Here is a 21,523-nt window from a genome sequence, read left to right as displayed (position 1 = left end):
CGCCCGCAGGATCCACGCTCGACATGCCTGTTTCAGCGGCTTCCCGCAAATCCGCTTCCGCTACCGACGACAAGCCCGCCGCCCGGCGTGGCAAGCCGGCGGGCGCGAAGGCGGACAAGGCCGGCGGCGCCGCGCCGCGCTCCGACCTGGAGCGGCGGCTGCGGACGCTGGGGCTGACCACGCCGATGGACCTGGTGCTGCACCTGCCCTTGCGCTACGAGGACGAGACGCGGGTCACGCCCATCTCCGCGCTGCGCCCCGGCTATCCGGCCCAGGTGGAGGGCGAGATCACGCGCTGCGAGGTCACGTATCGGCCACGCCGGCAATTGACCGCCGCCATTGCCGACGACTCCGGCGAACTGCAACTGCGCTGGCTGAACTTCTATCCCAGCCAGCAGAAGCAGTTGACGGTAGGCCGGCGCCTGCGCGCGCGCGGCGAAGTGCGCGGCGGCATCTTCGGGCGTGAAATGGTGCATCCCCGCATGGCGGCCGCCGACGCGCCGCTGGCGACCGCGCTGACGCCGGTCTATCCGACCACGGAGGGCTTGCAGCAGCCCGTGCTGCGCAAGGCCATTGCGCAAGCCCTGGCGCAGACCGACCTGGGCGACACCTTGCCGGAGGCCGTGCGGGAACGCTACGGCCTGCAAGCCTTCGATGCCTCCATCCGCCTGCTGCACGCGCCCCCGCCGGGCGTCAGCGAGGACGCCTTGATAGAGCGGGCGCATCCGGCCTGGCTGCGCGTCAAGTTCGATGAACTGCTGGCGCAGCAGTTGTCGCTGGCGGCGGCGCGCGCGGCGCGGCGTGCCAACCGTGCCATGCCCTTGCCGGCGACGGACGCCGCCGAAGGGCTGGTGGCGCGCCTGTATGGCGTGCTGCCGTTCAAGCTGACGGCTGCGCAGGAGCGCGTGGTGGCGGAAATCCGTGCCGACCTTGGCCAGCCTTATCCCATGCACCGGCTGCTGCAAGGCGACGTCGGCAGCGGCAAGACCGTGGTGGCCGCCATCGCCGCGGCGCAGGCCATCGAGGCGGGCGCGCAAGTGGGCCTGATGGCGCCGACGGAAATTCTCGCCGAACAGCATTTCGGCAAACTGGTGGATTGGTTGCGTCCGCTGGGCGTGCGCATCGCATGGCTCAGCGGCAGCCTGGGCGCCAAGGCGCGCCGCGAGGCCGCCGCCGCCGTGGCCGCCGGCGCTGTCGACCTGGTGGTCGGCACGCAAGCCCTCATCCAGGACCACGTCGAGTTTTCGCGCCTGGGCCTGTCCATCGTGGACGAGCAGCATCGTTTCGGCGTCGGCCAGCGCCTGGCGCTGGCGCGCAAGGGCGAAACGCCGCGCGCGCGCCAGGTTCCGCATCAGCTCAACATGAGCGCCACGCCCATTCCGCGCACGCTGGCGATGACCTTTTTTGCCGATCTGGACGTATCGGTCATCGACGAATTGCCGCCCGGCCGCACGCCGGTGGTGACCAAGCTGGTCAGCGACGCGCGTCGCGAGGAAGTCGTCGCGCATATGGCCCAGGCGGCGCGGCAAGGCCGCCAGGTGTATTGGGTCTGTCCGCTGGTCGAGGAAAGCGAGGCGCTGGAGTTGCAGACGGCCGTCGACACGCACCAGGCCTTGTGCGAGGCCTTGCCCGACTTGCGGGTGGGGCTGGTGCACGGGCGCCTGACGCAGACGGAAAAGGCCGACGTCATGCAGGCATTCCGCGCCGGCGAGGTCGACGTGCTGGTGGCCACCACGGTCATCGAAGTGGGGGTCGATGTTCCCAACGCGTCCTTGATGGTGATCGAGCACGCCGAGCGCTTCGGCCTGGCCCAGTTGCACCAGCTGCGCGGGCGGGTGGGGCGGGGCACGGCGGAATCGGTCTGCGTGCTGCTGTATGCGACGCCCTTGTCCGCCATCGCGCGGGAACGCCTGCGCGCCATGTTCGAGACCGCCGATGGTTTCGAGATCGCGCGCCGCGACCTGGCGCAGCGTGGGCCCGGCGAATTTCTTGGCACGCGCCAATCGGGCACGGCGCTGTTGCGCTTCGCCGATATCGAGATCGATGCCCGCATCGCCGAGCAGGCGCGCGAAGCGGCGGCCTGGCTGCGTCGCGAACATCCGGCGGCCGCGGAAGCCCATCTGGCGCGCTGGATGCGTGGCCGCGAAGATTTTCTACGGACCTGAGATCCTGGCTGCCGTCCGGGCCGCATTACTGGAACCGCGAATATGACGCTCACCGAACTCAAATATATCGTCGCCGTTGCGCGCGAGCGCCATTTCGGCCGGGCGGCCGAGGCGTGTTTCGTCAGCCAGCCGACCTTGTCGGTGGCAATCCGCAAGCTGGAGGACGAACTGGGCGTGACCATTTTCGAGCGCGGCGGCGCGGAAGTGGGCGTGACGGCCATCGGCCAGCGCATCGTCGCGCAAGCGCAGAAGGTGCTGGAGGAAAGCGCGGGCATCAAGGAAATTGCCCGTCATGGACACGATCCGCTGGCAGGTCCCTTGCGCGTGGGGGTGATCCACACCATTGGTCCGTACCTGCTGCCGCGGCTGGTGCCGGTCCAGATCGCGCGCACGCCGCAGATGCCGCTGCTGCTGCAGGAGAACTTTACGGTGCGCCTGGTGGAGTTGCTGCGCCAGGGCGAAATCGATTGCGCCATCATGGCCTTGCCGCTGCCGGAGGCCGGGCTGGTGGTGCAGCCCCTCTATGACGAACCGTTCCTGGTGGCGGTGCCGCGCGACCATCCCTGGGCCAAGCGCAAGAGCATCCTGGCGGAGGACCTGAAGCAGCAGACCATGCTGCTCCTGGGCAGCGGGCACTGTTTCCGCGACCAGGTCCTTGAAGTCTGTCCGGAGCTGTCGCGGTTTTCCGCGGCCAGCGACGGCATCCAGCGCACCTTCGAAGGGTCGTCGCTGGAGACCATACGCCACATGGTCGCCGCCGGCATCGGCATCACGGTGCTGCCGATCACGGCCGTGCCCGAACATCCGCCCGCGGACAGCCTGTTGACCTATGTGCCGCTGGAGCCGCCCACGCCGGACCGGCGCGTGGTGCTGGCCTGGCGGCGCAGCTTCCCGCGCCTGGCGGCTATCGAGGCACTGGCGCAGGCCATCTATGCCACGCAGCTGCCGGGAGTGCGGATGCTGGAGAACGAAGCGGCGTCGCACCAGGATTGACGGCATTGCGGCGCGGGTCACGGCGTCGACGGCGCCGCGTCGGCGCGCTGGCATGTCGGGCGTCAAGGATCGTTTATTTTCCGGTGGTATTCTTGTTGGGCATTTCATCCTACTGACGAGGTTCATCCATGGCCAAGGTTTCCAAGAACAACGCTGGCGCACCGCGCATCAATATCGGCATTTCGGACAAGGACCGAGCCGCCATCGCCGCCGAGCTGTCCAAGCTGCTGGCTGACTCGTACACGTTGTATTTGATGACGCACAATTTCCATTGGAACGTCACCGGGCCGCTGTTCAATACGCTGCACACGATGTTCATGACGCAGTACACGGAAGAGTGGAACGCGCTGGACAGCATCGCGGAACGCATCCGCGCGCTGGGGCATCATGCGCCGGGCACGTATCGCGAATACGCCAAGCTGTCTTCCATCGCCGAGCCCACGTCGGTGCCGGATGCGATGGACATGGTGCGCCTGCTGGTCAAGGGCAACGAGTCGGTCGCCAAGACCGCGCGCGCCGCTTTCGAGAAAGCCGATGGCGCCAACGACCAACCCAGCGCGGACCTGTTGACCCAGCGCCTGGACATCCACGAGAAAAACGCCTGGATGCTGCGCAGCCTCCTCGAGTAGAGAACCCCCTACCGCACGGAGCGCGGCCGCGGCCAAATCCAACACTAAAGAACCTGGGTCAAATCGGGGAAACCGCGGAGCCGGGTCCCCCGGTCCGCCGGTTTCGCCCCCTGGGGGGCCGCGCTACGCGCGGTACGGGGGGCCTATTACATCGGCGCGTAGTCTGCGACCGGGGCGATGCGGCGTGCCGGGGGGACGATGCGCCAGACGGCGCGGCGGCGCAGGGCGCCGTAGAGTTTCTGGCCCTGCGGCCATGCGTCCAGGCCGCTGTCCGCATTGATGTGTCCCGCGCCTTCGAGGACCACCAGGCGACTGCCCCAGTCCTCGGCGAATTCGCGCGCGCGGGCCAGCTGGCAGCAGGGGTCGTTGTCGCTCGCCACCACCACGCTCTGGAAACCCAGCGGACGACGGGGAATCGGCGCGAAACGCGCTAGGTCGGGATGCGCGCCTGGCCGTTCGATATCCGCCGGCGCCACCAACAGCGCACCAGCCACCTTGCTGCGCAACGGCACGGGCAGGGCCGCGACCGCGATGCACCCCAGGCTGTGCGCGATCAGGAGCGCAGGCCACCGCGCCGCCTCGATGGTGCTGGCCAGCGTCGAGATCCAGGCATGGGGGTCAGGATGTTCCCAGTCCTGCTGAGGCACGCGCACGGCGTGCGGCAGGGTCTGCTCCCACAGCGTTTGCCAGTGGCCGGGGCCGGAATTCTTCCACCCGGGAACGATGATCGGTTGGAATCGCATGGGCAGGATAATGCGCGCGCCGCTATCCAACGCCAACGAATTAATGGTCGATTGTTTATGTCGTGCAGGGAATAAAGCCGCACGCATCCCCTGGCGAAATAGCGCGTTACAACTTGGCCCCCGAAATTGCCAAAGATCCGCACGTCGCGGTCTTCGCCGGATTTCGTTCCTGTATTCTGTTTTTCCTGGCCGCCGGTCGCGGCCAGGGCGCGGGGGCCACGAGCCGGCGCGCGAGATGGGAACGATAAGCACGGAGACAAACGATGCAAGCTTGGCGAAAACTCGCCCCGGCCCTCGGTATCGCGATGGGTCTGGCGGTCAGTGGCGCCGCGTCGGCGCAAGACACACTGCGCATCGCGGTGGTGGGTCCCACCACGGGCCCGGTTACCCAATATGGGGATATGGTGCGCGAAGGCGTCGATACCGCGATGGAGCGGATCAATGCCGCCGGCGGCGTCCTGGGCCTGCGGCTGGAGGCGGTCAGCGTCGACGATGCCTGCGAACCCAAGCAGGGCCCGGTGGCCGCGAATCGCGTGGTCAACGAGAAAATCCATTTCGTGGTGGGGCCGGTCTGCTCGGGCGCGTCGATCGCGGCGGCGTCCATCTATAACGACGAAGGCGTGGTGATGGTCACCCCCTCGGCCACGTCGCCGGCACTGACCGACGGCAAGAAATACACCTTCGTCTTTCGCACCATAGGGCGGGATGACCAGCAAGGGCCGGCGGCGGCGCGCTACATCATCGACAAGATCAAGCCATCGAAGGTGGCGGTGCTGCACGACAAGCAGTCCTATGGCCAGGGCATCGCCGCCGCCGTCAAGGACGGACTGGAGCAGGCCAGGATTCCCGTCGTGCTGTTCGAGGGCATCAATGCCGGCGACAGCGACTATTCCGCCGTCATCACCAAGCTCAAGGCCCTGGGCGTGGATTTCGTGTACTTCGGCGGCTACCATCCGGAAATGGGCCTGCTGCTGCGCCAGGCCGCCGAGCAGGGCTTGAAGACGCGCTTCATGGGGCCCGAAGGCGTGGGCAATCCGGATATCAACGCGATCGCGGGCGACGCGGTGGAAGGCATGCTGCTGACACTGCCGGCGGATTTCGCGCATGACCCGGGCAATGCTGCCGTGGTCAAGGCCTTCGCGGACAAGAAACGCGACAGCAGCGGCGCATTCCAGCTGCCCGCCTATGCGGCCGTGCAGGTCATCGTCGAAGGCATCAAGGGCGCCAATTCCACGGATCCGGCCAAGGTGGCCGCCTATCTGCACGCACACAGCTTCGATACGCCGATCGGCAAGGTCGCATGGAACAAGCAGGGCGACCTGACCGACTTCGCTTTCGATATCTACGCCTGGCACAAGGACGGCAGCAAGACAGCGCAAAAATAAGCGCATGCCGTGCGCCCAGCCCGCACGGCCGCTGACGCACGGCTGCGGCATAATGCCTGCAAGCCATGAAGGCGCCGTCCGGCGCCGTCATGGCTGTCCGCCTTGTCCGTTCACCCATTTCCGCCGTGGCGTTTCCTCATGGTCAGACCTGACTTCATGCCTTTCGAATCGTTCGACAGCGCCGACGCGGCCGTCGAGCGCTTGATCGCCATCTACGATCGCAATACCGCGTTCTTGCGCGATGCCCTGGATCGCGTGACGCATGGCGCGGCCTTGCAGGGGCGGGTGCGCGCCTGCTATCCGTCCATACGCATCGCCGTGAACACGTATGACGCGATCGACTCGCGGCTTTCCTACGGGCACGTGGCCGAGCCCGGGGTGTACCAGACGACGGTGACGCAGCCGGCCTTGTTCAAGCGTTATCTGCGGGAGCAGATCGGGCAGCTCTTGCAGAATCACCGCATGCCGGTCGAGATCGGCGAATCGAACGTCCCCATCCCCCTGCACTTCGCGTTTCCGGATGGCGCCTACGTGGACGGCAGCAAGATCGAGGCCTTGAAGCGGCCGTTGCGGGACATTTTCGACGTGCCGGACCTGGCGATCACCGATGATGCGATCGTCAACGGAACCTGGCATGGGCGCGACCACGAGCCGCGTCCGCTGGGGCCCTTCACGGCGCCGCGCATCGACTACTCGCTGCATCGGCTGCAGCACTACACCGCCAGCAAGCCGGCGGATTTCCAGAACTTCGTGCTCTTCACGAATTACCAGTTCTACGTGGACGAGTTCTGCGCGCGGGCGCGGGCGCTGTTGGCCGACGGAGCCGGCGGCTACGAGGCCTTGGTGGAGCCCGGCGGCCGGGTGACGCTGCGTGGGCAGGCGGTGGAAAGCGCCGGCGCGTCCACGACGCGGCTGCCGCAGATGCCGGCCTACCATCTGGTGCGGCCGGGTAATTCGGGAATCACGCTGGTGAATATCGGCGTAGGGCCCTCGAATGCAAAGACGATCACGGACCATATCGCGGTGCTGCGGCCGCACGCGTGGCTGATGCTGGGGCATTGCGCGGGCTTGCGGACGTCGCAGCGCCTGGGCGACTACGTGCTGGCGCATGGTTATGTGCGCGAGGATCATGTGCTGGACGCCGATTTGCCGACCTGGGTGCCGGTGCCCCCGCTGGCCGAGGTGCAGGTGGCGCTGGAGCAAGCGGTGGAGGAGGTGGCGGGGCTGTCCGGATGGGAGCTCAAGCGCATCATGCGGACCGGCACCGTGGCCACCATCGACAACCGCAATTGGGAGCTGCGCGACCACATGGAGCCCGTGCAGCGCTTCGCGCAGTCACGCGCGATCGCGCTGGATATGGAGTCGGCGACGATCGCGGCGAATGGCTTCCGGTTCCGGGTGCCTTATGGGACGCTCCTGTGCGTGTCGGACAAGCCCCTGCATGGGGAATTGAAGCTGCCCGGAATGGCGACGGAATTCTATCGGCGCCAGGTGGGACAGCATTTGCAGATCGGCATGCGGGCGCTGGAGCGGCTGCGGGAGATGCCCCCGGAACGATTGCATTCCCGGAAGTTGCGCAGCTTCATCGAGACGGCGTTCCAGTAGGGAAGGCGGAATGGCTGTGGGCCGCTTGTTGTAGGCCGTTGTAAGCCGCTACCGTTGGGCTACATTTTTTGACGTTTTCGCAGACCTGTGCGCGGGAAAGCATGTTCCATTAAAGCTTTGTTTTCCGCTGTGCGCCGCCGCTGATCGCCGCGGCGCCACGGCAAAGGAGATTTGAGCTTTATGTCTACTGCGACCCCATACGTGCGTGGCGCCGTGCTGGCTTCGGCCTGCGCGGCCTTGCTGCTGGCGGGATGCGCGTCGGATAAGCCGAAGTACGCGGAAACGTTCAGCGACAAGGGAACCTATACGCGGGACTACCCCGTTCCCGGCAAGGACGCGTGCGAAGCGGCGCGGCGCGCGCTGTTGAGCCAGGGGTATACGATCCAGAAGGCCAAGGACGATGGCGTGGACGCCATCAAGAACTTCCAGGGGCAGGACCAAACGCATACCCAGCTGTCGATGCACGTGGTGTGCGCGACGGACGGCAGGGACGGGCGGCATAGTACGGCGTTCGTGAACGCGGTGCAGGACCACTACATCATCAAGAAGAACAGTACCTCGGCGGGTGTGGGGCTGAGCGTGCTGGGGTCGGTTTCCATGCCGTTCGGATCGTCGGACGATTCGCTGTCCAAGATCGCCAGCGAGACAATCGATGCGCCGGATTTCTACGACAATTTCTTCGGCTTGATGACCCGCTATATGCCTGCGCCGGAAAGCGGGGCGGCGGCCAAGGACCAGGCGGCTAAGGACCAGGCGGCCAAGGATCAGGCGGCCAAGGACCAGGCGGCCAAGGACCAGGCGGCCAAGGATCAGGCGGCCAAGGATCAGGCGAATCACGCGGCCGGTGGGGATCCGTCGTCCGGCGACGGCGCCCAGCCGGGGGCCGGCGAGACGCCTTGACGGCCTGGCGTCGACGGGTCGCCGCCAGGGGTATTGCGGTTCACGAGGTCGAGGCCCGCCAGGGATCGTACACTTACGCCCTTTACGGATTTGACCTGGCCGTTTTTCATGTCGATCACTATCAACGAAGAGTTGCGCGCGTACATCGATCCCCTTACCGAGGACGAGTACGCGGCGCTGGAGCGTAGCCTGCTGGCGGAAGGATGCCGCGACGCGCTGGTGCTATGGGGCGATGTCCTGGTGGACGGGCACAACCGCTACGCCATTTGCCAAAAACACGGGATTCCCTTCAATACCGTGCAAAATCCCCGCTTCGAGAGCCTGGACGACGTCCATTTGTGGATGATCGACAACCAGTTGGGACGGCGCAGCGTGTCGGACTTCCAGCGTGGTTTGATGGCCCTGCGCAAGAAGGAAATCATGGCGCTGCGCCGCGTGCGCGCCCAGGCTCGCCGCGCTGCGGCGTCCGGGGATGCCCAAGCGGGTACGGCGCCCGGTTCGCACGACCCGGCCAGCGGGGAGGACGGCGATTCCCCATCCGGCGCGCAGGATGGGCAGGCCGCCGCCGGGGCATTGCCCGGCAGCGCTTCCATGCCGGCGGACGGCGCGGACATGTCGGGGCAGGAAGGTGCCGCCTCGGATGACGAACCGCCGTGGAACCGGCAGACCGCGGCCCGGGTTGCCCGGGTGACGCCCGCGACACTGACGCAAATCGAGAAGATCCAGAAAAGCGCGGCGCCGGAGCTGGTTGACGCCATCAAGTCGGGAGTGATTTCCATCAACGCGGCCGCGGCGGTGGCGTCGCTGCCGGCCGAGGACCAGGTCGCGGCCGTGGCTGGCGGCAAAAAGGAACTGCGCGCCGCCGCACGCCAGGTCAGGGAGGCCCGGGCGCCCGCCAAGCCGCCGCGACCCGACTTGCCCGACCCGCCCGCCGACGCGACGCCCGAACAGTTGCAAATTCACAACTTGATGCGCCAGGTCGCCGATCTCAAGGACGAGCGGGACCAGCTGAAGAAAAAGGTCCAGCAGCTGACGATCGCCTTGGCCCAGGCGCGCGGCGAGGGCGGCGACTGAAATACCGGCGAGCCTTGCGCGCCATGGTTCGCCGGCCATGGCAACTGATCGCGCCATCCCTTTTCCTGGAGGGCGCGGGCATTGTGCGTGCCGAAGTGTTCGCCCGCTGGCAAGTATGGCCAGGTATAACTTGTGTAACTTACTTTCATGATTCGCTGGCGGCGCCCGCGGGCGCGTTATATCCTGACCAATCTTGCATATGTGCGTCTCCAGTCGCACCGGTGCAATTGGGATCCGAGGGGCATCGGCAGTCGGCCGGTTCGTATCGCGGCAGGCTGCCATAGCGGGTTCCCGCCTGGCGGTTGAGAGGTTTCAAGGGTGAGGGCTAGGCCATGGACGAAATGAACGACGTCGCGACGATGCAATCGGCGCCGTCTCGACCCGTGTTATTGCTCAATGAAGCATGCGCGGCCGCGCGCCGCTGCGAAGCCGAAGCCGTGTGCCAGGCCATCGACAGGGCCTTGGGCGAACTGGTCGGCCACAAGCTGTTCACCGTCTACTTCGTCTCGCAGGAAACGCATGAAATCGTGCGGATGTACAGCAGTCGTCCGCGCTTGCATCCGGTGGGCCGGCAACATCCCGTCGGGACGCCGTCCTGGAACGACCTGGTCATCGCACGCGGGCAGCCCTACATCGGCTGCGACGCGAATGATTTGCGCTGGGCCGGCGCCAACCCGGATGACTTCGCGGAGCTGGGCTGCGCTTCGATGCTCAACGTGCCGGTCGTCGTCCAGGGCGAAACCGTGGGCATGTTGAGCCTCATGCACGAAGAAGGCTGGTATCGCGACCCGCACGTGCAGATGGCCATGCCTTTCGCCTACTTGCTGGCGCCGGCCTTCGCCGCCGCGCGTCAGTGGGTGGAAGCGTAGTAGATCCTGCCGCTTTCCTCGCCCGCCTCCACGCGCAGCCGCGTGCCCGGGGGCAGCGAGGCCAGTTGGCTCCACGTATCGGCATCCACGACCGCGATGGGGACCTGAGCCGCATAGAGCTCCGACGCGACGATGCAACCCAGCGCCACGATCAGGTCGCGCTCGCGCATGACGATGGCCGCGGGGCCCGTGCCCTTGCGTATGGCCTCGGCCAGGACACTGCTGCTGCTGCTCGATCCCTTGGCGCGGGACATCAACAAGATAACGTCGGCCAGGGCGGTGTCATATTGCGGGTGGTGGGCTTCAATGATGCGGCCGGCGTTCGCGTCATAGCCGCCCCAAAAACTGAGCGGTTCATCCAGCATGCAGGATGGTCCGCTGCCTACGCCCGGCACGACGCCATCCGCGTCCCAATATCTATTGTCCATCGAATGCCACCATGCCCAGCTGGGCGGAACGGACGCACTCGCCCAGGCTGCCATAGGCTACCTGCACGCCGATGTTGGCGGGGGCGTAATGCGCCCATTTGCCTGAATTGGTCATCACCACGCCACGGGTGTCGCGCATGATGGGCGTCAGGTAGGTACAGGTGTCGGTGACGAATTCCACGCCGGCCTGCCGCAGGCGCGCCGCCAGCCCGTTGGCCTCCATCTCCCACAGGATGTAGCGGCTGGTGTTGACGTAGAAGTCCACCGCCAGGGGCGCCCCTTGCCGCGCCAGCAGGGCTTCGAGCCGGGCGCATTCCGCCAGGGAAAAATGCGGGGTGCCCACGCTTACCGCGGCGAGGGTCGCGCCGGCGGGCGCCTGGTTCAGGCTGTCGCGCATGGCGCGCAGGTCGGCGGCGGTCACCGTCATGGACCGGACGGGCGGCTGGCCGCCCAGCGCTTGCGCCAGGCTGGGGGCTTCCGGCGTCAGGCCGATAGCGTGAAAGAGCGCAATGGCGCCGCTGGAGGCGGCCGCCGCCCCCAGCGCCTTGAGTTCATCCTCGCCGGTATCGGACGGCAGGCCTTCGATGACGGGGATGAGCGGGCCCGCATGGCGTCCCAGCCACAGCCCCAGGGCGGCATACCAGATGTCGCGGCCGTCGGGGTCGGAGGGAAAGCCGTCCACGCGGAACAGGACCTGGCCCAGGCGATTCTCCGGCAGGTGCAGGCCGCAGTACGGCGCGCGGCCGGTCAGGGCGGCGCACAGGTCGATGAAGTCGCCATAGCGGTTGGTGCGCGCTCCCAGCACCGAGTTGGCGAAGACGATGGCATTCGATTCCGCCCAGGCGATCTGTTGCCCGAGGCGCGGCCGGTGCTTGAGCTGGTAGGGGGCGCATGTGAATGTGGACTCGCAACCCAGTTCCAGGTGCGCCTGCATCAGGCGCGACGCGTCACGGCGCAGCGCGTCGCCGCCGCGAAAGAGCTCCGGATGGATCAGGTCCACCGAGCCGACGTTCAGCGTGGTGGGGACCACGACCTTGCCGCCTCCCGACACCAGGCGCTCGACGAAATCCAGGCTGGTCTGGCCGTGGTAGAGGCAGCCGTCGATATGCGCGCTTTCGATATCGACCAGGCGTGCGGCCCCCATCACGCCGGCGCAGCGCACGAGGACGCGCATGGCCAGCGCGGCCGCCGGTCCATGGCGGCCATCCAGCCGTTCCCGATCCTGCAGGGACAAGGTGACCAAGCGGTGAGCCTCCGGTTCCTGGCAGCGCGTCCGGGAATTTTAGCGATGCCGGGTAATGATGTATTACATAATTGCGATTGTGACACGGCAGGGCCCCAAGCAGAATTCCCGCGATTCGGGACGGCCGTCTTGTCCAGGCAAGGTCCCATGTTCCAGCAAATAGGACGGTAGGCGCGTAGGCGCGGCCGTAATGAAGCAGTGGCAAATCGAGAAGTGGCGGCCCGTGGCCGCGCAAGCAAGTGCGCGGGGCAGGGCGTGGCCAGGGCGCTCCTGGCCTTGGCGATGGCGACGGGCGGCGCGGCGGCGCAGGCGGCCTACATCGTGGTCGACACTGGCCACACGCCGCAGCATCCGGGCGCGACGGGGGCCAGCGGTCGTGTCGAATACCAGTACAACCTCGATTTGAGCGGGGCGGTGGCCCACGACCTGATGGCGCTGGACGACCGGGTGAAGCGGATCTCCGTCAATGGCAAGGACATCGCGCTGAAGGAGCGTACCGCGCAGGCGCAGGGCGCCGATTTCTTCATCTCCATCCATCATGACTCCATGCAGCAGGCCTGGATCGACGCGGGACGCCAACGCGAGTTCGCCGGTTTCTCGATTTTCGTTTCGCAGCTGAATCCCCACTACGAGCAGAGCCTGCATTGCGCACAGGCGATAGGCGAGCGGCTGCTGGCCGCGGGCGAGCAGCCGTCCCTGTATCACGCCACCCCCATACCCGGCGAGAACCGGCCGCTGCTCGACAAGCGCCTGGGCATCCATCGCTTCGACGACCTGGCGGTGCTGAAAACCGCGTCCATGCCGGCGGTGCTGGTGGAGGCGGGCGTCATCGTCAATCCCGACGAGGAGAAACGCCTGGCCGAGCCCCAGACCATTGCCAAGTTGGCCAACGCCATCGCGCAGGCCGTCCACGACTGCAATGCACAATCCTGAGCGGGATGGCCTGCGCACCGTCCCGGCATCTTCATCTCCCAGCTCGCGCGCATGAGGAAAAACCAAATGAGAAACTTTGCCTTCAGTGCAGGCGTCTTCAGTACCCGCGTCTTCGGTTCCGCCGTGGCATTGGCGGCCCTGGCCGCCGCCTTCGTGTCGACCGACGCCCAGGCGGCCGGCTGCGCCAAGCCGCGCAATGCCTTCGACCAGGTCTATTGCTCCGGCAATCTGTTTTCACAGACCGATCATGACCTGAATACCGCTTATACGGACCTGCGCAAGCTGCTCAAGCCCGCGCAGCAGGATGCGCTGAAGCGGGGCCAACTGGCCTGGATCAAGAACCGCGACGAACAGTGCAGCTACGAGAAGCCCAACGGCTACTACGTGAACCTCGATTGCGCGGTGAGCCTGACGCGGCAGCGCCTGGACTTTCTGAAGGAACGCGAGCGCGAGTGCAAGAGCACCGGCTGCGTGGACGACAAGCTGGGCGGTTGACCGGCAGCGGGATGGCTGGCGGCGGCTTGGCGAGAGGGGCTGCTCGCCAGGGACGCCGGCGTCCGCCTACGACTCCCGCTATCAATTCCCGGTGTCCGCCCCGGACCCGCGCGCCAGCGCGGTGGCGCGATCCAGCGCGGTGGCCAGCCGCGCGCGTTCCTCGTCGTCGAATTGCGAGAGGAAGAGCTCGGCTACCGCCGACTGGTAGACCTTCCACATCTTCTTGCGCAGGGCCCGCCCTTCCTCGGTGATGGTGGCATAGGCGGCCCGCCCGTCCTCCGCGGAGCGCGACCGCACGACCAGCCTTTCCTGTTCCAGGCGGTCGATCAGCCGCGTCAGGTTGTAGCGCTCGATGACCAGGTTGTCGGCCAATTCATGCATGCGCCGCATGCCGTTCTTGCCGCTTTCCAGGCTCCACAGGACGTCGTACCACGCATAGGCCGGCAGGCCAGCCTGGGCCAGGCGCCGCTCGATTTCCTTGATGAGCGCCCGGTGCGCCCGTACGAAAGAGAACCAGGGGTCCGGTTCGTTCTTGGCCATCCGCGATATCCCTCCCATTCATTGCGGCTTTGACGCTGCTTCGGTGTTGAATTGCAAATGCAATCATACCTCTGTACGATCGCGGTTTATGGATTGCAAATGCAACGATTGCTTTTGCAAAGAGTTTCGTGACCGTCCCTGGCTGGCGCCCTGGTAGGACCGTGCCATGGATGGGCGCGCCGGCTTGTCCGGGCGCCCGCATATTCTGGAGACCGCAATGAAGCAAGATGTCGCGCATGTCGATGCCGATCCACAGGAAACCAAGGAGTGGCTGGAGGCGCTGGAGGCCGTGATCGCCGTGGAAGGGCGTTCCCGCGGACACTACCTGATCGAACAATTGATCGATTTCGACCAGGCGCGTCACGGCGACGTCTATCGGTCCATCACGACGCCCTACGTCAACACCATTCCGTGGGCGCGGCAGCCGGCGTATCCCGGCAACCTGGCGCTGGAACGCCGGCTCAACGCCTATGTCCGCTGGAACGCCATGGTCATGGTCCTGCGCGCGGGCAAGCATTCGAACGTCGGCGGGCATATCGCGACGTATCAATCGGCCGCCGTGCTCTATGACGTCGGCTTCGACCACTTCTTCCGCGGCCGCACGGACACCTTCGATGGCGACATGGTGTACATCCAGGGCCATTCGGCGCCCGGCATCTATGGCCGCGCCTACCTGGAGGGACGGCTCGACGAGGCGCGCATGGACAATTTCCGCCGCGAGGCGGGGCGTCCCGGCATTTCGTCCTATCCCCATCCACGGCTGATGCCGGAGTTCTGGCAATACCCCACGGTGTCGATGGGGCTGGGGCCGCTTACCGCCGCCTACCAGGCGCGCTACATGAGATACCTGGAGCTGCGCGGCCTGAAGACCCACCAGGGACGCAAGGTGTGGGCTTTCCTCGGCGATGGCGAAATGGACCAGCCGGAGTCGCTGGCGGCGATTGCGCTGGGAGGCCGCGAGCGGCTGGACAACCTGATTTTCGTGGTCAATTGCAATTTGCAGCGCCTGGATGGTCCGGTACGGGGCAATGCCAAGGTCATGCAGGAGCTGGAGGCGACCTTTCGCGCCGCCGGCTGGAATGTCATCAAGGTGGTCTGGGGCAGTGGCTGGGACAGGCTGCTCGACAAGGACACGACGGGCTTGTTGCGCCAACGCATGATGGAATGCGTGGATGGCGACTACCAGACCTTCAAGTCGCAGGACGGCGCTTACGTGCGGGAGCATTTCTTCGGCAAGTATGCCGAACTGCGCGAACTGGTCGCGGATCTTTCCGACGACGATATATGGGCATTGACGCGCGGCGGCCATGACCCGGAGAAGGTGCATGCCGCGTATCGCGAGGCCGTCCGTACGACGGGCCGCCCCACCGTGGTCCTGGCCAAGACCGTCAAGGGCTTCGGCATGGGCGAGGCGGGCGAGGGCCAGAACATCAATCATCAGTTGAAGAAGATGAGCGCCGACGCGGTGCGCGCGTTCCGCGATCGCTTCGCGCTGCCCGTCGCGGACGAGCAGTTGGAGGACATGCCCTACCTGCGCCCGGAGCCGGACAGCGAAGAAGCCCGCTATCTGGCCGCCAGGCGCGCGGCCCTGGGCGGCTACATCCCCGCGCGCTTCCATGGGGTCGATCCCTTGCCTGTTCCGCCGTTGTCCACCTTCGGAAACCAGTTGCAAGGCAGCGGCGAGCGCGCGTTGTCGACCACCATGGCTTTCGTGCGCATCCTGACCGCGCTGTTGAAGGATCCGGCGCTGGGCCAGCGGGTCATCCCCATCGTGCCCGATGAGTCGCGCACCTTTGGCATGGAGGGCTTGTTCCGCCAGATCGGCATCCACTCCCACGTGGGCCAGCTCTATACGCCGCAGGACGCCGGGCAGTTGAGCTACTACAAGGAGGCGATGGACGGACAGATCCTGCAGGAGGGTATCAACGAATCGGGCGCCATCGCGTCCTGGATCGCGGCCGGCACGTCCTACAGCAATCATGGCCTGGCGACGATCCCGTTCTACATTTTCTATTCGATGTTCGGCTTGCAGCGCGTCGGCGATCTGGCGTGGGCCGCGGCCGATGCCCGCACTCGCGGCTTTCTGCTGGGCGCGACGGCCGGGCGGACCACGCTGATGGGAGAAGGGTTGCAGCACGATGACGGCCATAGCCATGTGCTGTCGTCCGTCATCCCAAGTTGTATTTCCTACGATCCTACGTTCGCGTATGAGCTGGCTGTCATCATCCAGGATGGCTTGCGGCGCATGTTCGTGGAGCAGGAGGATGTGTACTACTACATCACGCTTCTCAACGAGAACTACCCGCATCCGGCCATGCCGGCGGGCGTGGAGGCGGGCATCCTGAAGGGGTTGTACCTGCTGCGTGAGGGGGGCGGTGCCGGAGCGGACGCGCCGCGCGTGCAGTTGATGGGTAGCGGGGCCATCCTGCGGGAAGTGCAGGCGGCGGCGGATTTGCTGTCGCAGGACTTCGGCATCGAGAGCGACGTCTGGAGCGCGCCCAGCCTGACGGAAGTGCGGCGCGAGGGCCTGGCGGTGGAGCGGTGGAACATGCTGCATCCCGATGCAGCGCCGCGCGTGCCCTATGCGCAAGCGTGCCTGGAGGGGCGGCGCGGGCCGGTCGTGGTGGCGACGGATTACATGAAGATCGTCGGCGACCAGATCCGGCCTTTCATCCCTGGCCGCCGCTTCATCTCCCTGGGCACGGATGGCTTCGGGCGGTCCGATACCCGCGAATCGCTGCGCGCCTTCTTCGAGGTCGATCGCCATTTCATCGTCCTGGCCGCCTTGAAGGCCCTTGCGGATGATGGCGCGATTCCTCGCCAGCGCGTGGGCGACGCGATCGCCCGCTATGGGATAGACGTGGACAAGGCGGATCCCGCGGCGGTTTGAAGCAGCGGATGCATGGCGCCGGGAACGTCCGCCCGGCTGCTCCGGCCTCGCCGCGCGGGCCCGTCCGGCGCAGCACGGCCGGCACCGCATCGCCGGCGCGGCGCACGAGCGCGGCTCCGCCGGCGCCGAGCCTCCGGCGCGCACCCGGCGCGGCGCCCCTGAGTGGCGCCCCCGCGCGGCACTCCCCGCACGGCACTCCCGGCGCGGCACTCCCACGCGGCACTCCCACGCGGCACTCCCACGCGGCACTCCCACGCGGCACTCGCGCGCGGCCCCCCCGCACGGCACTCCCCGCGCGGCACTCCCCGCGCGGCACTCCCCGCGCGGCACTCCCCGCGCGGCACTCCCGCGCGGCACTCCCGCGCGGCACTCCCGCGCGGCCCCCCCGCACGGCACTCCCCGCACGGCACTCCCCGCGCGGTACCCCCGCGCGGTACCCCCGCGCGGGGCTCCGCCGCGCACCCCAAATAATCTTGAATAGAGATTAAAAAATATATATAGTTCTCAAAAAAAGATTTTTAATGCGGCCGCCTCCCCCACGGGCCACCGTCATCGAAATCCCGCTTTGAGAACCCCATGGAACTTGCCGAACTGGAAATCTTCCGCGCCGTCGCCGCCGAACAAAGCGTGACCCGAGCCGCGCAACGCTTGGGACGCGTCCAATCCAACGTGACCACCCGGCTGAGGCAATTGGAAGAAGGCCTGGGCGTCGACCTGTTCCGGCGCGACAACAAGCGCATGACGCTGACCCCCGAGGGCGACCGCATGCTGGGATACGCCGAACGCCTGCTGGCGCTGGCGGAGGAAGCCCGGCAGACGGTGCGCAGCGAAGCGCCCAGCGGCCGGCTGCGGCTGGGAACCATGGAAGCCGCCGCGGCAAGCCGCCTGCCGGAGCCCCTGGCGCGATTCCGCGCGGATTGGCCGCAAGTCACCATCGACGTCCAGACCGGCACGACCCAGGCGCTGGCCGATGCGGTGGCGGAGTCGCGCCTGGATTGCGCCATCGTGGCCCATCCCGCCGCCGGCGATCCCCAGGACGCCGACATGCGCGAACTGGGCGAGGGCCTGGAAGGGCGCTACCTGTTCACCGAAGACCTGATGTTGGTGACCCCGCCCGGTCATCCCGCGCCGCGTACGGCCGCCGACCTGCAAGTGCGCAGCCTCGCCGCATTCGCGCAGGGATGCACCTACCGCAAATGCGCCTTGCAGTGGCTGGCGGAGCAGGGCGGCGATCCGGCGCAATGGACGCTGCTGGACCTGAACTCCTACGACGCCATCCTGGCCCGCGTGATGGCGGGGACCGCCGCCGCCGTGCTGCCGCGGTCCCTGATCGATATGCGGCGGGCGCCGGCCGGCGCGGGCGTCACCACCCTGCGTCCCGTCCATAGCTATCTCATCCGCCGCGCGGGTTTCGATACCGCGGCCTTGCGCGAGTTTTCCAGGAGACTTTGATGTCCGCCTCTTCCAGCCCCGCACCGGCCGCCATCGCCGCCTTGCGCACGCGATAGCCCGGTTTGCCGGGTTGCCCATCTTCTTCCCATCCGCCTTCTCTGACCCGTTTTCCCTTTCTCCACACCCATACCACCCAGGAGACCCTCATGTCCCAGTCGCCCTCCGTCTCGTCCTCCAATTCGGCCGGCGCTTCCCTGGCCGCTCGCCTTGGCCTGTCCGCGCCCATCATCCAGGCGCCGATGGCGGGCACCGGTACGCCGGCGCTCGCCGCGGCGGTGAGCAACGCCGGCGGCCTGGGTTTCCTGGGCGTGGGCGCGATGAACGCCGGCGCCGCGCAGGCGGCCATCGCGCAAACCCGCGCGCTGACGGGCCGGCCCTTCGGCATCAACGTGTTCTGCCATGCGCCGGCACAGGCCGATGCGGACGCGGAAGCCGCCTGGCTGCGCTATCTGGCGCCGGAGTTCGAGCGCCACGGCGCCCTGCCTCCCGCCGTCTTGAAGGAGATCTACACCAGCTACCTGGCGGACACGGACATGCAGGCCTTGCTGCTGCGGGAAAGGCCCGCCGTGGTGAGCTTTCATTTCGGCCTGCCCGCCGCCGACCACATCCAGGCGCTGCGCGCGGCCGGCGTTCTGCTGATGGCCACGGCCACCAACCTGGACGAGGCCAGGCGCATCGAGGCGGCGGGTATCGACGCGATCGTGGCGCAGGGTATCGAGGCTGGCGGCCATCGCGGCGTGTTCGATCCGGCCGCGCCCGATGACAAGCTGGGTACCTTGGCCCTGGTCCGCCTGCTGGCCACGCAGACCCGCCTGCCGGTGGTCGCCGCCGGCGGCATCATGGACGGCGCCGGCATTGCCGCCGTCCTGGCGCTGGGCGCCCAGTTGGCGCAACTGGGCACTGCCTTCGTCAGCTGCCCCGAGTCGGCCGCCGACGCGGCCTACCGCCAGAATCTCCTAGGTCATGAGCAGGTCAGCACCGCGCACACCCGTGCGATTTCCGGCCGGCTGGCGCGCGGCGTCCGCAACCGGCTGGTGGCGCTGGGCGAGGCCGCGGGTGCGCCGCCCGCGCCGGACTATCCCATCGCCTACGACGCCGGCAAGGCCCTGCACGCGGCAGCCAAGGCCCAAGGCGACCACACCTATGCCGCGCATTGGGCGGGGCAGGCCGCCGCGCTTTCGCGTTCGCTGCCCGCGGGCGAACTGGTGGCCTTGCTGGAGGTGGAACGCCGGGCGGCGACCGAGGCGCTGGCCCGCTTCTGATCTGCCGGTGCCGGACGCGATCGGGCGCCCCAGATTCGTCCTAAATCCCTTGCGGATCAAGGAATTCTTACATTTGTGCGACGCAATATGAAAAAAGATATGTTGCATGCCTTCCCCGGCCTAAAGACCCCACGGGAAAAGACGTAAAGGAGAAGGTAAGAAAGCGGTGCGTCAACACTCGATTTCTTGGGGCGTCCGGCAAAACCGGATGCCCGGGTTCATCCCGCGGTCCCGGACCGTACCTCGCTGCATTGGCAGTAATCAAGACTAGGACAAGAAATCGTCATGTTGAAGAATATGAAAATCGGCGCCCGCCTGGCGCTCGGGTTTGGTTTGGTGCTGGCCCTCGCCATCGTGATCACCGGCATCAGCCTGTGGCGCTTGAGCGGCGTGGCCGACGCCAGCCGCGTCATGATGGAGCGGCCCCTGGCCAAGGAACGCATGACCAACGACTGGGCCAATTTCGTCCTGGTGGGTATCACGCGTACTTCTGCCATCGCCAAGAGCTCCGATGCTTCCCTGTCCGCCTTCTTTGCCGGCGACGCTGCGGAAGGCACGCGCGTTTCGCTGGAAATCATGAAACAGCTGGAGCCGCTGATCAGGAACGAAGACGAGCAGGCGGTCTACAAGAAGATCATGGACGTGCGAGGCGGGTATGTGAATGCGCGCGACACGATCATGAAGCTGAAAGCGGAAGGCAAGGCCGACGAGGCCAGCAAGGTCTTCGAATCCGCCTTCCGGCCGGCCTCGGTCAGCTATAGCAAGCTGCTGGCCGAGTTCGTTGGCCTGCAGCGCAAGCGTCTGGACCAGGAAGCGGCCCATATCCAGGAAATCGAAGCGAGCAGCCGCCAGCAGCTGATCCTCCTCGCCGCCCTGGCGCTGGCCTTCGGGTCCCTCTGCGCGTGGGCGCTGACGCGCGGCATCACGCGACCCCTGGCGTCGGCCCTGGTCGCCGCCCGCCGCGTCGCCGACGGCGACCTGAGCAGCGAGATCGCGGTGCATGGCCGCGACGAGACCGGCCAGTTGCTGCACGCCCTGCAGACCATGAACGGAAACCTGCGCAACATCGTCGGCCAGGTCCGCGGCGGCACCGATTCCATCGCCACCGCCGCGCGGGAAATCGCGGCCGGCAACCTGGACCTGTCCTCGCGCACCGAGGAACAGGCCAGCTCCCTGAGCGAGACGGCCGCCACCATGGAGCAGATGACCGTCACCGTCAAGCAGAACGCGGAAAATGCGCGCCAGGCCAATCAACTGGCCATGTCGGCGTCCGAGGTGGCGAGCCGCGGCGGCGCCGTGGTGTCGCAGGTGGTGGGAACCATGACTTCGATCAACGAGTCGTCGCGCCGCATCGTGGACATCATCGGCGTGATCGACGGCATCGCGTTCCAGACCAACATCCTGGCGCTGAACGCGGCGGTGGAAGCGGCTCGCGCCGGCGAGCAGGGCCGCGGCTTCGCCGTGGTGGCCAGCGAAGTCCGCAGCCTGGCGCAGCGATCGGCCACGGCGGCCAAGGACATCAAGCAGCTGATTGGCGATTCGGTGTCCAAGGTCGACAGCGGTTCGCAATTGGTCAGCCAGGCCGGCGCGACCATGGAGGAGATCGTCGAAAGCGTGAAGCGGGTCACCGACATCATGGGTGAAATCAGCGCGGCGACGCACGAGCAGACCGGCAGTATCGAACAGATCAACCTGGCCATCGCGCAGATGGAGCAGGTAACGCAGCAGAATGCCGCGCTGGTGGAGGAAGCCGCCGCCGCGTCGGGCGCCATGCAGGACCAGACCGCGACGCTGGCGCAATTGGTCAGTATTTTCCGCCTGGCGCACGGCACCGCCGAGCAGGCTGTCGCGCGCTTGACCGAGGCCAGGCCGGATGCAGGGGAGTTTGCCGTCCTGCCCGCTTGATGCCTGGAATAC

Annotated in this window: 18 protein-coding genes; 14 read left to right on the top strand and 4 right to left on the bottom strand. The window is 66.8% G+C overall.

Annotated features, from left to right (window positions below; translation table 11 throughout):
• The first annotated feature begins 23 nt into the window (after positions 1-23).
• The 3 genes from recG (at position 24) to C7R54_RS01415 (ending at position 3,787) form a co-directional block, all read left to right on the top strand.
• A complete protein-coding gene (recG, locus tag C7R54_RS01425; RefSeq protein WP_129148409.1) occupies positions 24-2,165 on the top strand; it encodes an ATP-dependent DNA helicase RecG in 2,142 nt (713 codons plus the stop codon).
• A 42-nt stretch (positions 2,166-2,207) separates the two neighbouring features.
• Complete coding sequence (locus C7R54_RS01420; protein WP_129148408.1) at positions 2,208-3,158, top strand: LysR substrate-binding domain-containing protein; 951 nt, start codon at positions 2,208-2,210, stop codon at positions 3,156-3,158.
• 128 nt (positions 3,159-3,286) lie between these two features.
• Positions 3,287-3,787 (top strand): Dps family protein, encoded by a 501-nt coding sequence (locus tag C7R54_RS01415; RefSeq protein WP_129148407.1) that lies wholly within the window; start codon positions 3,287-3,289, stop codon positions 3,785-3,787.
• A 146-nt stretch (positions 3,788-3,933) separates the two neighbouring features.
• Here the strand turns inward: C7R54_RS01415 and C7R54_RS01410 are convergent, their stop codons facing one another.
• Complete coding sequence (locus tag C7R54_RS01410; RefSeq protein ID WP_129148406.1) at positions 3,934-4,530, bottom strand: RBBP9/YdeN family alpha/beta hydrolase; 597 nt, start codon at positions 4,528-4,530, stop codon at positions 3,934-3,936.
• 263 nt (positions 4,531-4,793) lie between these two features.
• Between C7R54_RS01410 and C7R54_RS01405 the strand changes: the two genes are divergently transcribed.
• From C7R54_RS01405 to C7R54_RS01385, 5 genes are all read left to right on the top strand, one after another.
• The gene (locus C7R54_RS01405) at positions 4,794-5,915 is read left to right on the top strand and encodes a branched-chain amino acid ABC transporter substrate-binding protein (RefSeq protein WP_129148405.1); all 1,122 of its coding nucleotides are present in this window, start codon (positions 4,794-4,796) and stop codon (positions 5,913-5,915) included.
• Between the two features lie 138 nt (positions 5,916-6,053).
• Positions 6,054-7,520 carry an AMP nucleosidase gene (locus C7R54_RS01400; protein WP_129148404.1) on the top strand — a complete coding sequence of 489 codons (1,467 nt, stop codon included), beginning with the start codon at positions 6,054-6,056 and terminating at the stop codon, positions 7,518-7,520.
• A gap of 180 nt (positions 7,521-7,700) precedes the next feature.
• Positions 7,701-8,420: a DUF2242 domain-containing protein gene (locus tag C7R54_RS01395; protein WP_129148403.1), complete on the top strand. Its 720-nt coding sequence runs from the start codon at positions 7,701-7,703 to the stop codon at positions 8,418-8,420.
• Between the two features lie 108 nt (positions 8,421-8,528).
• Positions 8,529-9,494 carry a ParB N-terminal domain-containing protein gene (locus tag C7R54_RS01390; RefSeq protein WP_129148402.1) on the top strand — a complete coding sequence of 322 codons (966 nt, stop codon included), beginning with the start codon at positions 8,529-8,531 and terminating at the stop codon, positions 9,492-9,494.
• A gap of 332 nt (positions 9,495-9,826) precedes the next feature.
• The gene (locus tag C7R54_RS01385; RefSeq protein ID WP_129148401.1) at positions 9,827-10,363 is read left to right on the top strand and encodes a GAF domain-containing protein; all 537 of its coding nucleotides are present in this window, start codon (positions 9,827-9,829) and stop codon (positions 10,361-10,363) included.
• Here C7R54_RS01385 and C7R54_RS01380 read toward each other — a convergent pair.
• Complete coding sequence (locus tag C7R54_RS01380; RefSeq protein WP_129148400.1) at positions 10,345-10,791, bottom strand: aconitase X swivel domain-containing protein; 447 nt, start codon at positions 10,789-10,791, stop codon at positions 10,345-10,347. The two genes, C7R54_RS01385 and C7R54_RS01380, sit on opposite strands and share 19 nt — an antisense overlap.
• Positions 10,781-12,034, bottom strand: a complete 1,254-nt coding sequence (locus C7R54_RS01375) for an aconitase X (RefSeq protein ID WP_129148399.1) — start codon at positions 12,032-12,034, stop codon at positions 10,781-10,783. Before C7R54_RS01375 ends, C7R54_RS01380 begins: the two co-directional genes overlap by 11 nt.
• A gap of 282 nt (positions 12,035-12,316) precedes the next feature.
• Between C7R54_RS01375 and C7R54_RS01370 the strand changes: the two genes are divergently transcribed.
• The gene (locus tag C7R54_RS01370) at positions 12,317-12,967 is read left to right on the top strand and encodes an N-acetylmuramoyl-L-alanine amidase (RefSeq protein ID WP_129149392.1); all 651 of its coding nucleotides are present in this window, start codon (positions 12,317-12,319) and stop codon (positions 12,965-12,967) included.
• Between the two features lie 66 nt (positions 12,968-13,033).
• Entirely contained in the window at positions 13,034-13,462 is a 429-nt protein-coding gene (locus C7R54_RS01365; protein WP_129148398.1) for a lysozyme inhibitor LprI family protein, read from the top strand.
• A gap of 81 nt (positions 13,463-13,543) precedes the next feature.
• Here the strand turns inward: C7R54_RS01365 and C7R54_RS01360 are convergent, their stop codons facing one another.
• On the bottom strand, positions 13,544-14,002 hold the full coding sequence (locus C7R54_RS01360) for a MarR family winged helix-turn-helix transcriptional regulator (protein ID WP_129148397.1): 459 nt from the start codon (positions 14,000-14,002) through the stop codon (positions 13,544-13,546).
• A 217-nt stretch (positions 14,003-14,219) separates the two neighbouring features.
• Here C7R54_RS01360 and aceE point away from each other — a divergent pair, with 217 nt between their 5' ends.
• From aceE to C7R54_RS01340, 4 genes are all read left to right on the top strand, one after another.
• Complete coding sequence (aceE, locus tag C7R54_RS01355; RefSeq protein WP_129148396.1) at positions 14,220-16,892, top strand: pyruvate dehydrogenase (acetyl-transferring), homodimeric type; 2,673 nt, start codon at positions 14,220-14,222, stop codon at positions 16,890-16,892.
• 576 nt (positions 16,893-17,468) lie between these two features.
• Positions 17,469-18,344, top strand: a complete 876-nt coding sequence (locus C7R54_RS01350) for a LysR family transcriptional regulator (RefSeq protein WP_129148395.1) — start codon at positions 17,469-17,471, stop codon at positions 18,342-18,344.
• A gap of 146 nt (positions 18,345-18,490) precedes the next feature.
• Entirely contained in the window at positions 18,491-19,606 is a 1,116-nt protein-coding gene (locus C7R54_RS01345; protein ID WP_129148394.1) for an NAD(P)H-dependent flavin oxidoreductase, read from the top strand.
• Between the two features lie 285 nt (positions 19,607-19,891).
• Positions 19,892-21,511, top strand: a complete 1,620-nt coding sequence (locus C7R54_RS01340; RefSeq protein ID WP_129148393.1) for a methyl-accepting chemotaxis protein — start codon at positions 19,892-19,894, stop codon at positions 21,509-21,511.
• The last annotated feature ends 12 nt before the right edge of the window (positions 21,512-21,523 follow it).

This window comes from Achromobacter aloeverae, from assembly GCF_004121055.1.
Taxonomy (GTDB): Bacteria; Pseudomonadota; Gammaproteobacteria; order Burkholderiales; family Burkholderiaceae_B; genus Bordetella_C; species Bordetella_C aloeverae.
Note: the sequence above shows the minus strand (reverse complement) of the source record. Positions and strands in the feature narration are given on the sequence as shown.